The 16495-nt window shown below is 64.9% G+C and carries 14 protein-coding genes and 1 pseudogene; 6 read left to right on the forward strand and 9 right to left on the reverse strand.

Annotated features, from left to right (window positions below; translation table 11 throughout):
- The first annotated feature begins 142 nt into the window (after nt 1–142).
- From D5S18_RS29585 to D5S18_RS29600, 4 genes are all read left to right on the forward strand, one after another.
- Nucleotides 143–1660 (forward strand): eCIS core domain-containing protein, encoded by a 1518-nt coding sequence (locus D5S18_RS29585; RefSeq protein ID WP_282434910.1) that lies wholly within the window; start codon nt 143–145, stop codon nt 1658–1660.
- The gene (locus D5S18_RS29590; RefSeq protein ID WP_120044383.1) at nt 1657–1923 is read left to right on the forward strand and encodes a hypothetical protein; all 267 of its coding nucleotides are present in this window, start codon (nt 1657–1659) and stop codon (nt 1921–1923) included. Before D5S18_RS29585 ends, D5S18_RS29590 begins: the two co-directional genes overlap by 4 nt.
- Nucleotides 1924–1937: 14 nt before the next feature.
- Nucleotides 1938–2714, forward strand: coding sequence for an alpha/beta fold hydrolase (locus D5S18_RS29595; RefSeq protein WP_120044536.1), 777 nt, complete (start codon nt 1938–1940; stop codon nt 2712–2714).
- A gap of 391 nt (nt 2715–3105) precedes the next feature.
- A complete protein-coding gene (locus D5S18_RS29600) occupies nt 3106–4452 on the forward strand; it encodes a cation:proton antiporter (protein ID WP_120044384.1) in 1347 nt (448 codons plus the stop codon).
- 19 nt (nt 4453–4471) lie between these two features.
- On the opposite strand, the gene D5S18_RS29605 is transcribed toward D5S18_RS29600, so the two are convergent.
- Complete coding sequence (locus tag D5S18_RS29605; protein ID WP_120044385.1) at nt 4472–4903, reverse strand: hypothetical protein; 432 nt, start codon at nt 4901–4903, stop codon at nt 4472–4474.
- Nucleotides 4896–5192: a hypothetical protein gene (locus D5S18_RS29610; RefSeq protein ID WP_120044386.1), complete on the reverse strand. Its 297-nt coding sequence runs from the start codon at nt 5190–5192 to the stop codon at nt 4896–4898. The genes D5S18_RS29605 and D5S18_RS29610 overlap by 8 nt, the downstream gene beginning before the upstream one ends.
- Before the next feature lie 492 nt (nt 5193–5684).
- Between D5S18_RS29610 and D5S18_RS29615 the strand changes: the two genes are divergently transcribed.
- Both D5S18_RS29615 and D5S18_RS29620 read left to right on the forward strand, forming a co-directional pair.
- Complete coding sequence (locus tag D5S18_RS29615) at nt 5685–6950, forward strand: saccharopine dehydrogenase family protein (RefSeq protein WP_120044387.1); 1266 nt, start codon at nt 5685–5687, stop codon at nt 6948–6950.
- Between the two features lie 376 nt (nt 6951–7326).
- Nucleotides 7327–7830 carry a cupin domain-containing protein gene (locus D5S18_RS29620; RefSeq protein ID WP_120044388.1) on the forward strand — a complete coding sequence of 168 codons (504 nt, stop codon included), beginning with the start codon at nt 7327–7329 and terminating at the stop codon, nt 7828–7830.
- Between the two features lie 1042 nt (nt 7831–8872).
- On the opposite strand, the gene D5S18_RS35105 is transcribed toward D5S18_RS29620, so the two are convergent.
- The 7 genes and pseudogenes from D5S18_RS35105 to D5S18_RS29660 form a co-directional block, all read right to left on the reverse strand.
- Nucleotides 8873–9778, reverse strand: coding sequence for a hypothetical protein (locus D5S18_RS35105; RefSeq protein ID WP_158608025.1), 906 nt, complete (start codon nt 9776–9778; stop codon nt 8873–8875).
- Nucleotides 9779–9861: 83 nt separating this feature from the next.
- Entirely contained in the window at nt 9862–10836 is a 975-nt protein-coding gene (locus tag D5S18_RS29630; RefSeq protein ID WP_120044390.1) for a hypothetical protein, read from the reverse strand.
- A 242-nt stretch (nt 10837–11078) separates the two neighbouring features.
- Nucleotides 11079–11696, reverse strand: coding sequence for a hypothetical protein (locus tag D5S18_RS34620; RefSeq protein WP_147404283.1), 618 nt, complete (start codon nt 11694–11696; stop codon nt 11079–11081).
- Between the two features lie 198 nt (nt 11697–11894).
- A pseudogene (locus D5S18_RS29640) lies at nt 11895–12140 on the reverse strand (ATP-binding protein); the annotation flags it as partial.
- Between the two features lie 338 nt (nt 12141–12478).
- Nucleotides 12479–13807 (reverse strand): AAA domain-containing protein, encoded by a 1329-nt coding sequence (locus tag D5S18_RS29650; RefSeq protein WP_239004077.1) that lies wholly within the window; start codon nt 13805–13807, stop codon nt 12479–12481.
- Nucleotides 13797–15326 (reverse strand): hypothetical protein, encoded by a 1530-nt coding sequence (locus D5S18_RS29655; protein ID WP_120044394.1) that lies wholly within the window; start codon nt 15324–15326, stop codon nt 13797–13799. The genes D5S18_RS29650 and D5S18_RS29655 overlap by 11 nt, the downstream gene beginning before the upstream one ends.
- Nucleotides 15323–16459, reverse strand: coding sequence for a hypothetical protein (locus D5S18_RS29660; RefSeq protein WP_120044395.1), 1137 nt, complete (start codon nt 16457–16459; stop codon nt 15323–15325). The genes D5S18_RS29655 and D5S18_RS29660 overlap by 4 nt, the downstream gene beginning before the upstream one ends.
- Nucleotides 16460–16495: the final 36 nt, after the last annotated feature.

The raw sequence follows: 16495 nt of genomic DNA on the forward strand, positions 1-16495 counted from the left end.
CAAAGACGGATCCGGGGATTCATTGTCGCGGCGCGGAACTCCGGGGGTTACTTGATGCGATGGCGGGCGAGCGAGTAACGGAGCGTGGGTCACCATGAGCGGTGGGGTCGGTGCGAAGCAGGCCGCGGATCGATCCCGGCGGATGCCCGAAGCCGCGCCTCCGATCGTGCACGAGGTTCTGCACTCGCCCGGACACCCGCTCGATCAACGAACCCGAATGGCCATGGCATCGAGATTCGGCCACGACTTCAGTCATGTTCGGGTGCATACCGATACCAGGGCGGCCGAGTCGGCGGAGGCGGTGCAGGCCCTCGCGTACACCGTCGGTCATCATGTTGTGTTCGGGGCGGATCGGTACCGTCCCGCGAGCTCGACCGGGTCGAGGTTGTTGGCGCACGAGTTGACCCACGTCGTTCAACAGAGCGCCGCGGCCCGAGGACCGGTCCCCGGACGCCTCGACATCGATCGGGATTTCACCGGCATCCCGGTGCACGGACACGGCGATTCCCGTGGACCGCAATCGATTCGGATGCCGGTCCTGCTCGCGCGAGCCCCGAAGGACGATGCGGACGTCGAGACGGCACCGGCGGATCCCATGGCGGGCTCGCGTGTCGAATACCTGGTGATCTCGCTCGCTCGTGGGCGCGTCGGCTTCTGGGTGGTCGGGCGAATGATTCTCGGAAAGGTGAGCACGGATCTGAAGCCCGGCCGGTACCGGCTCGCGCTCGATCTGCCGCACCGACAATGGTCGATTCGGGAACCCGCGGTCCGCAGCGGACTGCGGTTCGAGGTCGGTCTCGAAGGCGCCGATCCGTGGACCCTCACCTATCCCGCCGAGATTCCCCTGTTGGTGGTGCCCGGTCTGGCGAAGGAGCCGAAGACTTGGGGCGAGTCGGTGGACGAGGCCGGGCAGCAGAAGGACCCGCTGTGGCTCTACGAGGGATGGCCGACCGTCACCCCGCCGGGACCCGATGATTTCGAATCGACCCGGTATGACCTGGACTATCGATCCGAAAAGGGAAATCTCTCCAAATGGTTGACGGTGACCTATCCCTATGGCGTCACGAAAGATATCGCGATCGACTCCATCACCGAGAAAACGCCGCGCCTATGGGCTGCCAAGCGAGAAGCCCTGAAGGTGATGGAGGAGTACAACCAATTGTTCTTCTTGGGGGTTGTCCCGACAGTATTCTTCCTCATCACCATCGGCGCGGGCGCCGTTGGCGTGGAGAGCGCGGGCGGGCGCGGTCGACTGATCGCGACCCGTCGGACGGTGCCGAAACAGGGCAGTGGGAAGCCGCCGATCGCACCGAGGATGAACATCCACGAACGCCTCGATGTGTATTTCGCGCGACTGCGGGCTCAGCCACCCGCGTCGAGCGCCGACGAGGCGTTCGCACAAATCTCCCGAACCCTGGACCAGGTGGAAGACGAACTGTCCGGCATCCCCAAGAAGACACCGCCGCCCGCGCCGAATCAATCGGACGGCCGGATGTACCCGCCGCTGGCGGACAGCGTGACGCGCGCGGCGGACGGTAGCATCCGAGCCAGAACACGCGGGCACACCATCGACATCGACGCGAACGGTGGTATGACATTCAAGACCCGGCGTGGTGATCCCACCGTGGTCTTCAGCAAGCCGGGAGGTGGCAAACCGTGACGGACGACCCGCGAAAGCTGGCCCGAGCGCTCGAAAGCGCCTATCCGGGAACGGCATCGGAGGTCGATCAACTCCCCAACGGAGGTTTCTATCTGACCGTCCGGCGCGGCGATCGAACCTGGGTCATGGACCGGGTGCGCGGCCGGTTCGGCGTGGACGAATTGCGCCCCGACGATGGCGGTCTCGATACGGCCTATCGTTTCACCACCGACGAATTCGCGGTGGCCGCCGCCGAACTGCACCGCCTCATATCCGAAGGGTAGGTATGCGAGATCCGATGGGCGCGGCGTCCCCGGCGCCCCTGTCTGTTCGACGGTCGGGTTCAGGCCCGTCGGTTGTGCTGGTGCACGGCGGAATGCCTGCCCGCGTCACGTGGTCGCGCCAGTCGGATCTGGAATCCCGTTGGTCGCTGATCATCCCGAGTCGGCGAGGATTTCCCCCGAGCCCTGCGGCCTCGTGGCAGGACTTCTTCGTCGATGCCGAGGATTTGGTGGAGTTGATCGACCAGGAGCCCGAGGCCGTACACCTCGTCGGCTTCTCCTATGGCGGTTTGGGGTCGTGTCTCGCGGCCGAACAAGTGCCGCACCGGATTCGATCACTGACCCTGATCGAGGTGCCGCTGTGGGTCGCGGCCGATGGGGACGAGTCCGTTCGGGAGTTGGCGGCGCTGACCACCAGGTTCGCGGCCGACGCCGACGACAGGCAGGCCGAACGCGAGTTCTTCTCCTTGGCCGGGGTGGACGAGAACATGTCCGCCGGTGCGGATGACATCCGTCGGGCACTGGAACTGGCGCGTAGGCATCGGGATCCGTGGGAGGCGACTCCTCGATTCGAGGTGCTCGCCGCGGCGGGGCTTGCGGCGCTTGTTGTTTCGGGTGACAGCCATCCCGCGCTCGAGCGACTGTGCGACGCGGTCGCCGACCTACTCGGCGCGGAGCGCGCCTGCGTACCCGGAGCCGGGCATGCCGTACCGCGTGCGCCAGGGTTCAACAGCGTGTTGGAGACCTTCCTTGCCGCTGCGGAACGCCGTGGAGCGGGCCGGGTGTCAGGATGATGGTCGCTCCGCCGATTTGGACGTGGGTCGCGCGTGAATTCTTCCAGTGTGACCGGGAAGTAAATTCTCCTGTGGCATATTCAGGGAACGACCGCATGAATTAGCCATGGGTGCCCCGGTTGCCCATTCGGTCCGAGGGTACCGGCTTATCTCCGCCGTTGCTTCCCCCCATTCGGGGGGAATGTGTACGGCGGTACCGCCGCGCGGGCTCCAGGGGCAGCGGCCTCCCCGAATGGGGGGTATGCGCACAAGGAGAAGCTGCCTAATATTCCTTTGGCAACGTGGCGTGATCTTCGATGTTCGTCGGGCAACCAGAGCGTTACCGCTCTACAGCGAAAATATCGGATCGATCAATGAAGAAGTTGCCAACGAATAGGGAAAGGGGCCTGCCGTGCCCACGCTACTCGAGGTCACTACCCACTTCTTTCTCCAGGTGGCCCTCATCCTGGTGACGTGTCGACTGCTCTGGTTCGTTTTCCGGCGCATGGGGCAGACACAGGTGGTCGCGATCATGGTCGCCGGATTCGTCCTGGGTCCGTCCGTGCTCGGAGCGGTCCTACCGAAGGCACAGAAATGGTTGTTTCCGACGACACTGGGCGACACGTCGATCACCCATCCGAATCTGGTGGCCATCTACGTGGTGGGCCAGGTCGGATTGGTGTTCTACATGTTCTTGGTCGGCGCCTCGTTCAAGTTGAACATCCTCGGTGCGCATCTACGCCAGGCGGGTGCGACATCGTTTGCGGGCGTGTCCGTTCCGCTGCTGCTCGGCGGTCTGGTCGGCTGGTGGATGGTCGGCCACGGCAACTACTTCACCGGCAAAGTCGTCGGCTGGCAGGGCGGATTGTTCATGGCCTCCGCAGTCGCCATCACCGCGTTTCCGATGCTGGCGTGGATCATCTACGAATCCGGACTGCTCAATACCCGCTTGGGCACCATGTCACTGTCGTGCGCGGCCGTTGACGATGCGTGCGCGTGGATCCTGTTGGCGACAGTGGTGGCCACGACCAAGGAGAATATGAGCGGTGCGTTGTGGACCGTCACCGGTGGCCTGGCATTTCTGGTGTTCATGGTGTTCGTGGCGCGACGCTGGCTGGCGAAGCTGAACACCTGGACTCCGCCAGGGAACACCCAGCAGGTGGGGGGCCTGCCTGTCGCGCACCTGTCCATCATTCTCATTGTGGTGCTGCTGGCCGCCTGGTTCACCGACTGGGTCGGCATCTACTCAGTGTTCGGCGCCTTCGTGGCCGGGGCGGTAATGCCGCGGGGTGAGCTTCTGGACCGCATCCGCGATCGGTTCGAACCGCTGGTGGCCTATCTCCTGCTGCCCGCGTTCTTCATCTACTCCGGGCTGAACACCCAGCTCCGCTTGATATTCAAACCGGATGTCCTGCTGATGGCGGCACTCGTTCTGCTGGTGTCGTTCGCCGGAAAATTCTGCGCCGTCGGATTGGCGGCACGGTGGCAGGGCATGGGTTGGCGAGAATCGGCCGCGATGGGCGCATTGGCCAACGCGCGCGGTCTGATGGAACTGATCCTGCTCAACATCGGCCTGACCGCAGGCTTGATCACCGGTGAGCTCTACACCATCCTGGCCCTGATGACCATCATCACCACCTTCGCCGCCACCCCGATCCATCGCCTGATCGACCGTCACGCGCGCCGGAACGGCAAAGTATTCGGTCCACTCGGGGAAGAGTCTGTCGACGGCGACCGAATCGTCCGAACGGCAAGGTAGCTGAGCATGGGCTGTCGGTTCAGTAGGGGGCAACGACGGACCACACCGCGGCGATCAACAGCAGCAATGCGGTCAATCCGATGAGCGCCGGTGCCAGGTTGTACTCGACGTACGCGACTGTCGGCCATTCATGACCGGCGACCTCGCTGATCTTCGACGACCTGACCCAGAGGTGGTTGTCGTCGAGTTCACGTTGTAGCAGGGTCTCGGCCCACTGAAATCCGCTGTACGCATACCCGATACAGCCACCGGTCACCAGCGCCGCGGCGATGAAAGCCGCGCGGAGCCAGTCGGGGACCAGCAGGAAGACGTCCTTGGCCAGATCGCCGAAGAGTACGAGACCACCGAGCCCGCCACCCAGGTAGATGGTCAGCTTTTGAAACCGGGCGTACTTCTCGAGTCGTCGGCCGATCGTGTCGTTCACGCGGCTGGTCGGCTCGTCGCTACTCATGCCACCAGCTGTTCATGAAGCGGCGGAACACATCGACGAACGATGCCAGTTCGTTGAAGGACAGTTCGGGCTCCCCGTAGTGGATGCGCATTGTCGCGGCGATGGCCACCATTTCGATGGTGAGTTCGGTCGCGCGGTCGGGCACCGCTGGTCCGGAACGCAGCAACTCGTTCGCGCCGGCAAGCGTTTGTTCGATCGCTTCTTCGGAGAAGGCCACGTCGTAGCGAACGAGTCGCGTCCGCGCCAGCTCCAGACCGTCTCCGACGGGGTCGCGGGCCACCGGCATCATCTTTGCCTCCTCGGTGAGATCGAGGGTTTGAAATCGGGACTACGGTGATTGCTGATCGAGGCCAGGCAAGCCTACCTGCCGTTTCGTCGATGCCGCGTCGGCGAGTCCGATCGAACCTGGTTCGATGGGGCAGGGGCTTCGGAGCGATCTCGCGCAGGTGCTCGCCGAACGGGCGCAGACCTGGTAGGTGGGAATTCGATCTATTTTCGTCACGCTAGCAGTTTGGTGTCGAAAGTCTGCTGCTGTAGTCGACCGTGTCGAAAGCTGAGCCCGAAATGCAGCTAATCTGGCATGTAGTGCAAACTTTCGGGCAATTGGGTACGGTGTATTTATGGCACGTACACCGTACTCGCTTGCGCGACCGAATGCGGCCACTGCTCGCGCCGGCGTGGAACCGCGGCTTCCGGTGCGCGCCACCCACGAACAGCCGCTCATTACCCGAGCGGCGCGGGATCGACCAGTTGCCTGCTCCACATCGAAAGTAGGTTCACCATGACCGAGAATCGCGAATTCGACCTCGTATTGTTCGGCGCCACAGGCTTTGTCGGACAGACGACAGCACACTATATGGCGGCATCGGCACCTGACGGTGCGCGGATCGCGCTGGCCGGGCGGTCCGTGGAAAAGTTGAACGCACTCCGCGACCGGTTGGGGCCGGTTGCGGCGGCGTGGGAACTCCTCGCTGTCGACGCGGCCGATTCCGAAGCGCTGGATGCGCTCGCCGCCCGGACCGCCGTCGTGATCACCACCGTCGGTCCGTATCAGCGGTACGGGCTGCCACTACTGGCGGCATGTGCGCAGCGCGGCACCCACTACGCCGACCTCACCGGCGAATCGATCTTCACCCGCATCGCGATCGACCGCTACCACGATCTGGCGATCGCGACTGGCGCCAGGATCGTGAACTCGTGCGGATTCGACTCGATACCCTCCGACCTGAGCGTCAACCTGCTGCACCGGACCGCCGCCGCGGACAACGCGGGCGCACTGGGGCAGACGACCCTGATCGCGACGGTGAAGGGCGGGGTCAGCGGGGGCACAGTGGATTCCGCGCGGGCGATGTGGGAGGCGATCGCCGCCGAACCAGCCCTGCGGGCGGTGATCGCGGATCCGTATTCGCTGAGCCCCGACCGAGCGCGGGAACCAAGAGCGGGCGGCCAATCCGACCACGCCCTCGGACGGGCGAAAAGCATTGCCCCCGAACTGAAAGGCTGGGTCGGCACCTTCGTCATGGCGCCGCACAACACGAAGATCGTCCGCCGCAGCAACGGACTGCTCGGGTGGGCCTACGGACCGGAGTTTCGCTACCGGGAGGTCATGGACGCGGGCGCCGAACCCGCCGCCCCGCTCATCGCCGCCGCGACCGCAGGGGGAGTGGCGGCCGGTATGGGGGCGGTGGCGGTGCTGTCCAGGTCGCGACCGGGACGCCGGTTGCTTGATCGCCTACTGCCCGCGCCGGGGACAGGACCGAACGAAAAGGACCGCGCCGCAGGATGGTTCCGCACCGCGACCTACACCCGGACCGTGACGGGCGCGAACTATCTGGCCACCTTCGCCGGACAGGGTGATCCCGGATATCAGGCCACCGCCGTCATGCTCGCCGAGAGCGGCCTGTGCCTGGCCTTCGACACGGCGCAGCTACCCGACCGCGCCGGAGTCCTCACACCGGCCACCGCGATGGGCGATGCGCTCGCCGCGCGGCTGCGCGCGGCCGGGATGACGATCAAGGTGGACCGAGACCTGTCGATATCCCAGTGACCCGCCGACCGGATCGGCTCGGCCGCCAACCGGTCTTCTCTTCGACACCTCGGGCCGCTGCCGCGTAGTGGCGATTGCGACTACATCATCGCCGGACCAAGGTCGAGGTTCGCTCGACAACCGGTCGGTGGTTCCACAGGTCCCAGTTCGCCTGTCGGTGTGCCCGATATCGAGCTGCGGCAGAACGCTTCGAGAAGCAGGACCTGGCGGCGCGTCTGCGGTGTGGCGCTTCCTGCACTTGCGGCGAGAGCCAACCAATCCGCGTAGCGACGGGGCCAGGCCAGCCGAATATGGTTGTCCTGGTTCGGAATTGCTGCAAACGGGGCCGGTCGTTCCGCTCATCGGATAGCGTTGGTGTCGCTCGAGGAGGCACCCGATGATTCCATCCGACGATCCGAATCGACAGCTCACCGTTGTCCGGCCGAGCAGTGACGAACTGCGCAGTGTCGCGCTGGTCGGTGATGTCTACACTATCCTGGTATCCGGCGCGCAGACCAGCGGCCGGTACTGCCTGATCGATATGCGTATTCCGCCTGGCGGTGGCCCGCCGCCACATCGGCACGATTTCGAGGAACTGTTCCTCGTCCAGGAGGGACAGCTCCTATTCACCTTCCGCGGCGAGGAAGTGGTGGTGCACGCCGGTGAATCGGTGAACATCCCCGCCAACGCCCCGCACTTCTTTCGCAATGTCTCCGACCGTCCCGCTCGAATGCAGTGCATGTGCACACCCGCCGGCCAGGAGGAGTACTTCCTGCAGGTCGCCGTTCCGGTCGAGAGCGCGACCGCCGAACCACCCACCCTGAGCGAGTCCGAACAAGCCGAATCCCGCGAGCGGGCCATGCGTTTGGCCGATCAGTACCGCACCGAGCTGCTGATCTGAAGACGGCGGGCGATCGATCACTATCGCCTGTGGATCGCCTACTCCTCTGCTTATCTCGTCGAGAACGAGCTGTCTCGCCCCTGACATCACCAGAGTGGTCGTCTTGCTGCGATTCCTGCGCCGGATTTCGGTCTCGAAGTGCTGCTTGAGCTCGCGTAGGTCGTCCAGCTCAAATGTCCCCGTGCGCTCTGCCGTACCGATGAAATACATTGCTGTACATGCGCTGTGCTGGATTGATTCGGCTGTTGACCTGGGAGATTTCCCAGGTCACGCCTTGTTTGTGGACCTAACGGACCGGCATACGAACCGGGCGATGCTGGTCGACGGGCCGGACGTGATCATCCGGGCCGTAGGTGCCCGACCGGTCGCGGGCGGTGGTGCCCGATGACCGGCCACGGTGACCACGGGGCCGCGTTCGGGTCGGCGGTTGGTGGCGCGGATGGGTCGGCGTCTGCTCGGCGTCCTATTAGCGCCACCCCAAACGCCGAACACCGCGTCGGCGTCCGCGCCGCTGACGCCGACAATCCGAGGGTGGGTTCGAAATCCCGACTCAGTGTCAACATCGGGACATACTCGCGCGAGGGGTGGCGCGGCGGGCCAGAGACGAGATTATTTCCGAACTCGACGACTACGTGGCCGACCTGAAATATGAGATTAGTGATCGAGATCGGCGGATCACCGATCTGGATCAGGACAAATCCAACCTGACCCTCCAACTGGTTGAAGCTCGAGAATGGGCTGCGGCAGATCAAGCCGAAACTGGTGCCGCAGACCAGCGACAGCCGGGTCCGGCACCGAGCACCCGGCCGTGCCGTGCACCGTGGCGGACATCCGGACGCGGGTCCGTGGTTTCGTCTGCTCGATCGTGACCGTCGTCTTCTCTCACTACTTGCCGAACACAAGGTGTTGACCACCGACCAGATCGCGAGCGTTGAGTTTGCCTCTATCCGCCGTGCGCAGGATCGGCTCCGTCGTCGGGCGTTGCTGCAACGTGCAGGCGGCCGGAGAGAACCTGTAGTCGGTCGATTCCCTCGTACTGCTGTTACAAGCCGTCGTCCAGCATCTCGAGGTTTCGTACCTCGGCCTCAGCGCAAGGGTCGCAGAATGTCAGCGGACCGTTGACCGGGTTCCTTTCGCAGTTGACGCACACGGCGTTGTGGCAGTGGTAGCAGGTCATAGAGGCGCTGTCGGCAAGATCGAAGAACAGTCCGGGATTGGCTCGCTCAAGGGCGCGTTCTGTGGATTCGCAGGTACCGTCAGGACAGCGCTCGCCCCCCGGTACATCTCGGTGTGGTGGGAATACCGTGCATCTGGGATATCTCACCAGTGGGTCGTGCGGCTCCGTACACCCGTTCGGGCAGGACCATGACTTCGGCGGGGAGCATTTCATGCAGTCGCGGGGTCGGCGGCCGTGCTCACACGCTCGAGTCAGCGGGAAGTCCTGGCCGCTGCTCGGGCGGCAGTATCCTTCGGGCGCATGTGAATCCCATAGCCGGTACACGCAGTTGTAGCAGTTCGCCTGCAGATGCCATTCGTCCGATTTCGTCGTCACGGTGACGGCGGTACCGGGAATCTTTGCCCCGCATACGGTTTTCGTCCCGTCCAGTGTTACGTGGTTCTTTGTCGGCTTTTCGTGGTCGACGTACTGGCCGCCTACCAGGGGGCGGGACCTGCGGGTCCATCGGATGACGGACAGCCGTTCGGTCTCGACCGACGGTGGGGGAACCGTCTCGGGTCCGGGATCGGGCGATTGGTGCATCGAGACTGCGGTCATGACGTCGTACAGCTCGGTCCGCCAGATATCTCCGTCGATCAGCTTCTCCAGATAGGCAATCGGTCGTTGAGGGTTGCTCGGAACCAACCCGTCGGCATGTAACTGTGCGGTGGTCTTGAAGTTTGCCGGCGCTGCCTCACGGTAGGTGGGTGGAAGCGCCTCACTGGATATCATGGGGGACAACCTCTCTCGTGGAGCGGACATACCGACAGGATCAACCAGGGGACCGACAACTTTCGTGGTTTGGCGCCGGTTCGTCATCGGCGGCCCGGTTGGCGTTTGGCGCCCCGCGCCCACGTTGGTTTGGTCGATCGGCGCGTATGCGGCCTCGGTGTTCTGTCCGGGTAGGTGATGGCGGCGGTGGCGAACCGGTAGTAGGCGTGGTGGTCGAGGTGGAAGGTGGTGTGGTCGGTCGGGTCCTGGTCGGCGAGGAAGAACATCCAGGACCGGACCGAGCTGCCTGCATGTTCGCGTGCCTGTTTGGCGGCGGAGGTGATTTCCCGGCGCAGGCTGGCGCGGAGCCGGTTGTCCCAGGACGACCAGTCGATGACGACCAGGTAAGGGTTGGTTACCTTCGCTGGTGTGTCGGGGTCGCGTTCGCCTGCGTAGAGGTAGACGGTTGCGGCCGTATCGGTGAGGTCGGGGCCGATGCTCCAGGCGACCTCTGCGTAGAAGATTCGCCGGTTCGGGTAGGTGGTGATGGTTTCCTTGTCCAGGCGCTTGAATGCGTAGAGGTATTTGTCTGCGTCGACACCGGGCAGGCTGATGGACAGCTCGGCCCGGTTGTTGGGGTAGAGGATGAACGTGCGGCAGAACGGCCGGATCGTGGTCGCGGTGCTCAGTCGCCGCCCCTGACCGCCTCTGGTGGATCCCGCTCGTTGTCTGCTGCGAGTCGAGGGCCGCTCCGGTGGGTCCACGGCCGCGGAATCGATCTGTTCGCGTTTGTCGGGTTCGACCATCCGAGCGGGATAGTCGGCGGTATCGGTGAGTTGTTCGCGGGCCGGTGCGAGCACGCCGTCTCGGCGAATCAGGGCGGGGTCGCCCGAGATCATGCAATCTTCGAGGTGTTTCGCCCGGAAGTGTGCCGTGGTGTGTTCGGTGTGGACCGCGACCGCGGTGGCCGGCTGGAAACAACCGAGACACTCGAACGGACCCAAGTCTGCACCCTGGTGGAAGGCGAGTTCAGAGGCCTCGACGATCACCTGCTGCCGGACATCCCACGCCACGTCCATCTCGAGCTCCTCCCCGCTCGTGCTCGCGCTGCACCTCGTGGTAGCCGAGCCCGACCAACAGGATGGCAGCTCCGGGTCGGCCGCTTAGCGGTTATCGACGCGGTTGTGAGGTGGTGAACAGGGTGACGTCGCCGATGTCGGTCAGGTGATACTCGCCGAACGCCGCGCCGAGTACTGCGGCGAGATCCGTCCGGGTGTCGTCACGGTTGTTGAACGCTGATGCCAGCCCGTCGCCGCCGCTCTTAGAAGAAACCAGCTTGCCCGGCGCGTGGGGTACCGAAGAACGAATTCCCTAGCCGCGCACGATCAGCCGCAGGGACGTACAGGTCGGGATAGCCGTTGACGATCAGCCGTCCCCGCAGCACCGACAGGTCCAAATCCCACGCGAACCGATCCAACGCCATGCATCGATCGCTCGAACGGTTCAGGTCCTGGCCAGCCTGGGCCTCTGTCCAGTTGTTCAGCCTGCGCAAGCGGTCGATGACCTCATGCTCGCGGCCTTGCACCCGCGCTAAACCGGAGTGCTGCACCTGGTGGCAGCCAGGGCATAGGGCAATCAGGCGAGCCAGTCGCTGCACTGGTCGCCGGTCACGGAACTCGAACACCCACTTCTCGTGACAATCTGGACGAGACGGACGGCCGTTCCTGACTGCCTGCGAACCGCAGACCTCACAGCGGTTTCCCGCGGCCGAGCACACCGGAATTCGCAGCGCATCCCACACGTTCTTGTCCACGATCCCGCGGATGTTCGACCCGTGCGTAGTCGGTGGAAGTAAGTCCGACCGGATCACCACCCCATCCGGGGCACCGGGGCCTGCCAACGTGTCGATCGCCAATGATGAGAACTCCCCTGTGGTCATGGTCACAGAGTGTATTTGAGACCACCGACACGCGGCCGGAGGCAGGGTGGTCCGGGCGGATGTCTATCCAGTTCAGGTAGGCCGCCGCTTGGACGACCACGGCGTGGTCGCTCGGTCCGGGTTGGGGCTGCCATTTGTCAATGCCGACCGAATCCTGCGCAGCGGTTGCCGAATCGAATCTGAGCAGCCCGGGGTTGGTCAGTTGCTGGTGACCCGGTTATCTTTCGCAAGCAAGTCGCGTCGCTGCCGGGTCCGGTAGGAGTCCCCGGTCAGTGTCAGGACCTCGGCGTGATGGACCAGGCGATCGATCATCGCCGCGGCGACAACGTCATCGGAAAACGTTTCTCCCCACCGCCCGAACGGCAAATTCGATGTCACCATTATCGAGCCCTGCTCATATCTGGAAGCCACTAGCTGGAAGAAAAGATTGGCGGCATCCTGATCGTGGTCTCAACTCACCCTGACACGCAGGGCCTCGCCGCTCCCACGCGAAGTATCCGCGTGAGCGGACCAGGGTCCGGCCACGAGGTAGTCCTGCCGCCACACCACCAGCCAGTCAGCGGCCTCGTACGGTGCTTGGCACCGTTCGATCATCTTCGGGTCGGGGTCTTCGACGAACGCCATGAAGGCGTCGCCGCCCGGTGTTCCGGTCTACTTCTGCGACCCGCAGAGTCCCTGGCAGCGCGGCAGCAACGAGAACACCAATGGCCTTGCCCGCCAATACCCTGGCTGCCCGCGCCGCAGAGATGCCAGATCGGGGCTGAGCTACCTAGTAATCGGCATCACGCCGCCACCCGGTGCTTCCCCAATTTCTCCATGATTACCTGATTCGCCTCCCACCCGTCTGGAAACTTCGCCGCCACCCTCAGATGTACCGGCTCGGTCGACGGATGGGTGTCCAGCAGGTCCGGGATTCCTTCTCGTGCAACCACGATGCATGCCTGTCGGTGTCTAGAGGTGAGGACGCACAGCCTGCCGGCTTCGAGGTGGAAGGAGGTGGCGTCGCGGCGGCCGGAGAGGGGGTGGACGACGATCATTACGTCGTATTCGCGGCCTTGCAGCCGGTTCGCGGTGTCGACCGCGATGTTGGGGGCGTGCGGGTGACCGGTGTTGGACAACGCGATTCGGGCCAGGTCGGCTTGGTCGCGGTGCGCGACGCCAATGGCGATGTCGGTGGCGGTCAGGACTCGGCCGTCGCAGTGGCGTTCGCATGTGGCGACGGCACCGCGGTCGAGGATGCGGGCGGCGAGATCGGCTGCGGCCTGGATGGTTTCGCCGTCGGTGCGGGGCACGTGACGGCGAGGCAGTTCATGTAGTGCCCACCCGGCCGTGAATGCGGTGGCGAGGGTTTCGTCGAGATCGGTGCGGCCGAACCCGGCGGTCCGGAACTCCATGGCGCGGGTGCCGGGTCCGGTGCCGGACGAGAAGAGGGCTTCGGGGTAGAACGCGTCGGCGACGGTCGGGGCCGCGGTATCGGGAAGCCGCCACGACACCGGTAGCTGACGCACTGGGGTGGTGGGGTTGTGGTCGAGCATGACGGTGACCCCGTTCACGGTGGGGTCGTGTGGCAGGCCGATCCAGCGTTCGGTGCCTACCATGGTGAACGGGTCCAACTGTCCCGGGTCTCCGACGAACAGGCCACGGTCGAAGCGCGCCACGATCCGCAGCAGCATGTCCGATCGCATTTGGTAGGACTCGTCCAGGATCGCCCACCCGTATCGTCCATCGGGTACGGTCGCCCATTTCGCCGATGTGCCGACGATGATCTGGCATCCGGTCAGATCGGTGATCTTCTGCCCGACTGTGGCCGCGGCCCGCACGGCCGGGGTCGGGACGTAGGTGTTGCCCGAGAGGCGTCCGATGTTCAGCTTCGGATGTTCGGCGGACAGGCGCGCGATCATGTCATCAACCTGATTGTTGGTCTGCGCCACGATGATCGGTTGCTCGTCGTGGTCGACGAGGTGTCCGGCCGCACGCACTACGAGTGTGCTTTTACCGGCGCCGGGTGGTGAGTCGACCACGATCGCGCGGTGGCCGGCGTCCATGTCGGTGAGGATCGTGGTCGTGGCCGCGTCGGCGGCCTCGGCGGCGTTCGTGTGGTCAATCATCATCGCCCCATTCCTCTGCGTGCGCGTCATCGGGGATCACACCGTCGTCGGTATCGGGAGCTTCGGCATCGGTGTGGGTCCAGGGTGTGTCGGCCCGGTCCGGGAACACCGCTCGCGGTCGCCAGCCCGGGTTCGGCAGGTAGGCGATGCGGCGGCCGATATCCGGCACTGCCGACCGGTTCGGCTTGGCAGGGGTGCCCATACCGCCGTTGACCTCGATGGTCACGATGCTCGCGGAACCTTCCCACACGGTCGACATGATGGTGGCTTTGTGGCCGTCGGGCATGTGCGGGCTGATCAGTTCGGTGCCGTCAGCGAGCCGGGTGGGGTCGAGGGTGCGGAGGGTGATCAGGGGCCGCAGCGTGGCCCGGTTCTTGTCGCTGAGCACGGTCCGGTCGGGTTCGGTGTCGATGACCTCGCCGGCGAACGCTTCACCGACACTGCGGCGGTCGGCGAGTACGAATTTGTCGTCCATCGCGGTGGCTGCTTCGAAATCGGCCAGCGCGCGCTCGAGCCGGTCGAGTCGCCGGGCTGCGGCGACGGCGCCGTCGCGGGCGGGTTGCGGTCGGGCGTCGGGGCTGTCCTGGAGGTCGGAGAAGTAGGTGAACTGCTCGCGGTCGTTCGTGAATCGCCGTTCGACGCGGGGTGCTTCGGGTATTCCCCGCAGCAACGCGATGGCCTGCCACATCATCCGCCAGGTCGGGTTGATCTGTCCGCTGAGCAGTTCGCGGAGCTCGGTCCGCGCCGCAGCCAGCGCGGTGTGGTCGCCGTGTGCGCGGGCGGCGTCGAGCTGGCGCAGCGCTGGACCCAGGTCCTTGGTGTCGAAGTTCGGGTCGGTGACCGGCCCGGCGGGTGGCCACAGGATCGGGTCCTCCGCGTCCAGGATCGCTTGTTCGACACTGGTTCCGGTGGGTGGTTCGATCCAGGCCATCAGCGACGCCAGATTCCGGTCTTCGAGGCCGCTCTGCCCGGTGGCCCAGTGTTCGGCGAGCAGGTCGGTGACCGCCATCAGCATCGAGGTGCCAGCTTGTTCGGCGGAGTCGGCGAGAAAGGTCAGCCAGCGACCGAATTCCGGGACGCCGGCGGGAACCGGGTAATCACCGCCGGTTTCACGGAACCGGCAGGCGCGTCCCAAGGTGGCCAGGAACCCGATACCGCCGGAGTTTGGGACCAGGATCTGCGGGGCGTCGGTGTAGAAGGACTGGGCTTCGCCCCTCGTCTTGGGCTTGTTGCGGCGGTCGATGCGGCAGGAATTGATGTGTCCCATGACTTCGCGGCCCAGGTCGGCGGTGAATTCAAACCGCTGCACCCGGTCACGTGGCTGCTCGATGATCAAGAGTGTCGGCCCGTGTCGGGCCTGGCCGACGATCGCCGCCAGCGGCGCCCCGGCTTCCCCGGCCATCGATAGTGGCACGACCACCAGCGGCCGCGGCGACAGTCGCCGATGCCGGTACTCGGTGATCGGGACCGCCCGCATGGTCTCCATTGCCTCGAGGCGCAGTAGCGCGGTCACTCGGCTCATCGCGCACCTGCTGCCGGAGTTTCGGCGAGTTCGGCACGCAGGCGGGCGGCGTGCCGTAGGGCCGCGGCCATCTCGGCCTGATCCGCGGTCGGGGTCAGTTCACCGCGTGCCAGACCCAACGCCATGGTGACGGTGTCGATGCCGCCGAGCTGTTCGCGCACGGCCGGACCGAGGACGTCCACCGATCCGCACGCCCTGGCCTTGGACCGGCAGAAGAACGCCATTTCACAGTGATTCAGGCAGCTCGGCCGGTAGTCCGACTCCACAGACGACAGCGCCTTCTGCAGGTCTTCTTTCGCACGTTCGCCGCTGACGCCGTCGGACAGGTCGAAGGTGAGGCCAGCGGGCAGCTTGTCGACGAGATCGCTGATCTTCTCAAGCCGTTGCAACTGGCGGGTGAGGTTGCGGACCTGTTTGCGGGCGTCGATCTTCTCGCCGGTGGGCCGGTTGCTGAAGTTCTTCGGTGCCACAAGAACTACCTCGTCCGACACCGCCGTCGGGGCGATGCCGTGTTCGGCGAGCATGGCTCGCAAGGCGATGATGTAGGCGGCGGCTTGGGTGGTGGCCGAGCGGACCAGGTCCGGGTTGGCTTGCCGGTCGATGATCGGGAAGCTCTTGATCTCCACGATGTGGAACTTGCCGCGGACCCGGAACGCCACCAGGTCCGGTTCCAGGAACGCCCTATGCCCGCCGACGGTCAACATCAGCATCGGGTGATCGAACAGCGTGCCCTGTTCTTCGCCGCGGGCGACTGCGACCAGCCGATGACAGGTTCGGGTGTACCGGACCGAGGGTGTCGGGTCGCCGGAGACCTCGTTGAGGTCGGCGTGCGCGACCTCGGACGGATCCAGCTTCAGAGTTTCCCGCAGTACGCGCAGCAGTTCGGTGCCGCCGTTGTCCTTGACCATCGCTTCGAACGAGTTGCCGCGGGTGATGGCGAAAACGGACTGCCCGTAATGGGTTTCGTAGCCGGCGGCTTTCGCGATCGCCTGTTTGTCGGAGCCGGAGGCGTCCAGGACCGCGCGCAGGGAGCACCGCGGGTTGTTCTCCAATGCCGCCAGGGATCTGGCGTTGTAGGGCAGGCGGGCCGTGGAGCCACGCAGCGCGTCCAGCCGGGTGTCGGGGGCTGTCACAGGGAGTCGATTTCCTCGGTGATGGTAAGGAAGAGC

Source organism: Nocardia panacis (genome assembly GCF_003598715.1).
Lineage (GTDB): Bacteria > Actinomycetota > Actinomycetes > Mycobacteriales > Mycobacteriaceae > Nocardia > Nocardia panacis.